The 5637-nt window shown below is 38.7% G+C and carries 3 protein-coding genes; all 3 read right to left on the reverse strand.

The window, feature by feature from the left end; all coding sequences use genetic code 11:
- Positions 1-35: 35 nt before the first annotated feature.
- Complete coding sequence (locus tag QMA00_RS18385; RefSeq protein WP_175610076.1) at positions 36-1070, reverse strand: hypothetical protein; 1035 nt, start codon at positions 1068-1070, stop codon at positions 36-38.
- Between the two features lie 196 nt (positions 1071-1266).
- Positions 1267-4314 (reverse strand): efflux RND transporter permease subunit, encoded by a 3048-nt coding sequence (locus QMA00_RS18390; protein ID WP_076923263.1) that lies wholly within the window; start codon positions 4312-4314, stop codon positions 1267-1269.
- Between the two features lie 10 nt (positions 4315-4324).
- The gene (locus tag QMA00_RS18395; protein WP_076923262.1) at positions 4325-5395 is read right to left on the reverse strand and encodes an efflux RND transporter periplasmic adaptor subunit; all 1071 of its coding nucleotides are present in this window, start codon (positions 5393-5395) and stop codon (positions 4325-4327) included.
- Positions 5396-5637 lie beyond the last annotated feature (242 nt).

The following is a 5637-nucleotide window of genomic DNA, read 5'->3' on the forward strand; positions in this document are numbered from 1 at the left end:
AAAAGCCGAGTATTAAAGTGACTCGGCTTTAATTCTTATGCAGATCTGAGGTTAAGTAAGTGAGCTCCTTCAAGGTTGACGATAAGTAACCCTATTTTAGTCCCTTTGGGTCCCATTAGCACAGAAGCTAAACGTATCATTGGTTTGAAAGGGCGTTCTATCTCACCGTTTTCAAAATTTAAATCTAATGGGGAAATAAAAATAGCTGACGGGTTCATTTTTATAGCCTGTTTAAAATAGTAACGATGGCTTTTGTCTTGTAGCTGCTCTGCTGAGACTATAGCAACATTGTGCTTGTCTCTATGCACCCTTAATAGTTCCTTACCTGTTAGATCAAGAATTCGAATTTGTGTATAAAAGTTTTTAATAGAAATAAAGTTAGCATAGTCTTGCTCTAGCTGAGCTCTATTGACCGAACTCAAAATGTCATGATCTTTAAAATGATGATTGTTTCTTAAAATCAGCAAGTCACGAGAGGCATGATTAAGTTGTTGTAAAAAAGCTTTTTTTGCTTGTTTTAATTCATTTTTTTCATGTTGTATAACATTATTAATACGTGTTTGTAATTGGCTTTGGTAAAACATATATAAGGCGATATATAACAATACCGCAGAGCAAAAGTAGGCCAATGAACTAGTCAGTTTTGTCGTGTTTTTTTGTGTGTTATGTGATTGGTTTAATGAAAAAGCATATTTAATTACGAATAAATAAATAAGCGAGACACTTAAGCTACTTAAAATTAAGCCGTCAATGAGCATGATTTGCCATTGTTTTAACATGAGAGCATCAAAATTAAAGGCAAACATTATGATTGCTTCAACAGTGAACACAATCATAGCTATTTTTATAATAAGGAACTCAGTTCTGAGCTTTTGGTGAGTTACAAAGTCATTATCGCGAAATAAGTAAAGGGTAGTGACAATCGCTACTAACGCGATAAGGCTGGAATCTAATATTACTGAAAGCCAAACACCGGTAAACTGGGTAACAAATGCGGCTAAAAAAAGCATAATAACAGCTTCACTAAACGCTAAAGATAAAAAGAGGATCAGTAAGCGTTTTATTGGCATGAAAGTATCCGTGGAGTAAGTGTTATTATTGAATTTCAAAACGAAAACATTTTGTAACTATATAATAATTATAAAGGATGAGAATTACTATAAAGTTTATTAAATTAACTGTAGTTTTGACTAAAGTATAATAAGGATCCGGTCAAAGCAGAACATTGTTTAACCGAATCCTACAATTTAGAGCTTAATTACTCGCTTACTGATTTTGTTTAACATTCATAAAAATAGCATATAGCACGGGTATCACGATTAAAGTCAGCAGGGTAGCAAACAGTAATCCAAACACTAAAACCACAGACATTGATTGGAAAAATGCATCAAAATACAGTGGAATAACCCCTAACACCGTGGTCAGTGTGCCCATCATTACCGGTCTTACCCGACTATTTGCCGAATCGATAATGGCATTATATGCAGCTTTACCTTGGCGAATTTCTATGTCCATTTGATCTACTAATACAATGGCATTTTTAATTAACAAACCAGAGAGCGATAGCAATCCTAATATGCCCATAAACTCTAGTGGAATTTGTGTGGTTACCAGTCCAAAAACAACACCAATTAAGGCTAATGGCACGACAAGCCAAATAATAATTGGTTGTTTTAAAGCGTTAAATAACACAATAACAATCAGCACCATGGCTAAAAAGCCCAGCGGAATAGTTGAGGCCAGCATTTCGTTAGATTCTTTCGATTGTCCGTATTCGCCATCCCATTCAAGTCGATACCCTTGAGGTAGGTCAATGGCTTCTATTTTAGGCCTTACCCGATTAAATAACTCTGAGGCTAGTTCACCTGGTAGTGGATCGGCTTGGGTTTTTATAGTCCATTCGCGGTCTTCACGCTTTAAAATACCATCGCGCCAGACGGTTTTAAACCCATTGGTTACTTGCGCAAGGGGCAGTGTTTCACCAGTGATATTGCTTTGTACTTGAATGTTGCCAATATCGTTTATGTCGACACGTTCAGCTTGTGGTGCTCTAACAATAATAGGAATGAGCTCTTCACCTTCACGATACTGCCCAACGATTTGCCCCGAAAAATTTTGCTGTAAGGCTTCAGCAACCGCTTTACGCGTTACACCAGCGCGCTGCGCATTAATGGCAGAATACTGTGGCTCAATAACACTAATGCGTTGTCGCCATGTATCTTTAATTGATAGAGCGCCGCCATCATCAATTAATATTCCTTTTGCTTGTGCAGCTAGCTCTCTTAGTACATCTGGGTCGGGGCCTTTAAATGTGGCTTCTATTTTAGAGCCCCCACCAGGGCCCATTATAAAGCGCCATGCTTTGCCTTGAGCATCGACAAAGTTATCGTCAATGTAATTTTGTACGGTAGGTAAAAGCTGATCTAGCTTTTTGTAGTCATCGACTTTAGCTAAAATTTGCCCATAAGAACTGTTTGGTGACTCACTACCATAAATAAGCATGTAGCGAAGCCCGCCGCCGCCAATAAGCGTTTGTATACCTTCAACGCCATTTTGTTGCTTTACAAATTCCTCTAACTTGAGCATATCTTTTTTGGTTTTTTCAATATCGGTACCTTGTGGTAGCCAAAAATCAACCACCATTTGCGGTGTAGTAGAAGCTGGGAAAAAACCTGATTTTACAAATTGAAATCCCCATATAGACACACTAAAAGTGGCAACCACAATGGCAATACTAAGCCAGCGGTGATGCAATGCCGAAACCACAACAGACTGATATAACGCCATGAGTTTATTTGGTTTTGCTGAGCCAGAAGTATCGGTATATTGTTCTTTAAACAAGCAATAACAAAATAAGGGGGTTAGGGTAATGGCAAATAACCAACTGTATAATAAAGAGATTAAAATAACCCAGAATAAATGACCGGTAAATTCGGCGGTATCACCTGGGGCAAGTCCAATAGGCGCAAAGGCAACAATCCCTACTAAGGTACCACCCAGTAGTGGCCATTTAGTTTGCTTGACGACTTCGCTGGCAATGTCTAACTTTTTACGGCCTTTTTGTGTACCAACTAAAATCCCTTCGGTAACTACAATGGCGTTATCAACCATCATTCCTAACGCGATAATCAGCGCACCAAGAGAAATTCGATGCATGGGTATACCGCTCAAATCCATGGTAGCAAGGGTGGCAAAAATGGTTAGCAGTAACACAGCGCCAATAATAATTCCTGAGCGTAACCCCATAAATAGCAGCAGGGTAACCATTACAATCACCAGCGCGACTAAAACATTCACTACAAAGTTGTCGACTGAATCTTGTACTACTTTACCTTGGTGGTAAAACTCATGAACTGTGATACCCAGCGGTCTGAGGTTCTCAGTTTGTTTTACTTTGTCATCAACGCGGTCAAATACTTTAACCACATTAGCACCCAATACACTAGCAACCCCAAGTGAAATTGCAGGTTTAGAGTTATAGCGGACTAATTTTGTTGCAGGGCTTTGAAAGCCACGGTATACATTAGCAATATCTTTAAGATAAATTGTTTTACCTTCACCGCTGGCACTAACCAATAGATTTTTAATGGTATCAACGGAGTTTATTTCTCCGGTAGGGTCGATAAAAATACGTTGATCGCCAATTTGAGTGTTACCAGCGCTCAATACAGCGTTTTGCTCATCTAAAATGCCGTAAATATTATTAATAGACACGCCTAAAGAGGCTAACTCTTCACGAGCTATTTCTACAAATATGCCTTCTTGCTGCACGCCTGTCATAGCAACTTTGGCTACGCCCTCTACTTGTAAAATGTCACTTTGCAAATCTTTAGCGTAGGCATGTAACTCGTCGGGTGAGTACCCTTCGGCGGTTATTAAATAGCTCAAGCCATACACATCACCAAAATCGTCATAAACTTGTGGCGTGCCAGTACCAGGCGGTAATGTTGGACGTGTGTCATTTATTTTGTTTCTGAGCTTAGTCCAAATAACTTGCAACTCAGATTTAGTCGGGGAAAACTCTGATTTAATCTCTACTTTAATTTCAGATAAACCTGTAGATGAGGTGGATGATATAGTATCAACTTCTTGTAGTTCTTGAATTGCACGTTCAAGTGGCTCAGTTACCTCTTTTGCAACTTCTAGTGGGCTTGCACCTGAGTACGAGACAAACACTTGCGCGGTGCGAATTATAAATTCGGGGTCTTCAAACCGCGCCATATTTTTATAGGATGAAAAACCAAACCCTAGAGTTAAAATAATGAGTATGGTGCTAATTAATTTATTATTGATTGTCCATTTTGCTAAATCCATTACCGCGCTCCTATGCTTTAGTCCAAGGACGTACTTTCATACCCTCAGTTACATAGTTTGCACCTGCACCAACAATTACATCGCCAGCACTTAAACCGTCAGTGACGATGAGTTGTTCTCCAATGCCATTTTCAATAGTAACGGGAGTTTTAGAAGCTTGCATAGTTTGAGCGTCAACCGTCCATACAAAGTGTTCACCATTTTGTTCAAAAATAGCAAAGGTTGGCACTAATAAACGAGTGGATGCTGAGCTGGCTTCACGTGTAAGTTTTAAACTGGCATTCATACCTGGCAATATATTAAGGTTATTTGGTACAGCAAATGCAAATCGCACTTCAAAAGTTTGACTCGCAGAGTCAGCTTCTAAATTGGCACGTCTAAATGTTGCTGGAATGGGGGGAGTCGATACATCTTGTAAAATAACTGACGCTACATTGTTTTGCTTAGAGTCAACCGTGGCCACAATAGACGCGGGAATATTTACCACCGCTTCCATTTCGCCTTTACCAAATAAAGTAACAACATGTTGACCTGCGCTTATGTTTTCAAGCTGCTTTACTGGCACCTCAGCAACAATGGCATCGTAAGGCGCTATAATTTTACTGTCAGATAGTGCTTTTTGCGCCGAGTCATATTGTGATTCAGCTACTTCTTTTTTAGATTTTAGTTGCTCTATATCTCGTTGTGAAATAACCCCATCTTTAGCGAGCTTTAAACCACGTTGGTAATCATTGTCGGCGGTTTCAAACTGAATTTTGCTCGACTTAACCTCATTAATAAAGTTTCGTTGTTCCAATACGGCTATTACATCGCCTTTTTTTACGTTTTGTGCGGCAATAACGTTAAGCGTTTCTAGCTTTCCGCTAACTTGAAAAGCAAGCTTTGAGCTCTTTATAGTGTCGATAGTGGCTGGGTAGGTGAGCGTTTTTGATTGCGACTCATCACCTATGGTTATTAGTTTAACCGCACGTGGTTCGTTTTGTTTTTGCGTGCTGACTTCACTTTCTGAGCAACCGGCTAATAAAAATAGAAACATGATACTAATCAAATTAAATTGAGTAAAACAAGGTGTTTTGATCATCTGGTTTACCTTAAATAAAAAGTGCGTTGTTAATTGTTGGCATTTTTAAGCAATTAAAAATTATAAAATAGCCAATTGAGTTTGTTTTCAAATTTACCTTAAATGCAATGTATTAAGTAGTAACTACTGACTACTTGAATGAAAGCAGCCATTAGCTAATGAGTAATAAATAACATTTTAATTTCAACTGAATCGCCCCGAGTTCATCGGAGACCAGTTTGTTTAAGTCAGGCCACTTTACC

This window comes from Pseudoalteromonas sp. APC 3694 (assembly GCF_030407565.1).
GTDB lineage: Bacteria > Pseudomonadota > Gammaproteobacteria > Enterobacterales > Alteromonadaceae > Pseudoalteromonas > Pseudoalteromonas tetraodonis.

Excerpts from the sequence above, each read along its gene's own strand:
- QMA00_RS18390 (WP_076923263.1), bottom strand. The coding sequence starts at position 4,314 with ATGGATTTAGCAAAATGGACAATCAATAATAAATTAATTAGCACCATA.
- QMA00_RS18395 (WP_076923262.1), bottom strand. The coding sequence starts at position 5,395 with ATGATCAAAACACCTTGTTTTACTCAATTTAATTTGATTAGTATCATG.
- QMA00_RS18385 (WP_175610076.1), bottom strand. The coding sequence starts at position 1,070 with ATGCCAATAAAACGCTTACTGATCCTCTTTTTATCTTTAGCGTTTAGT.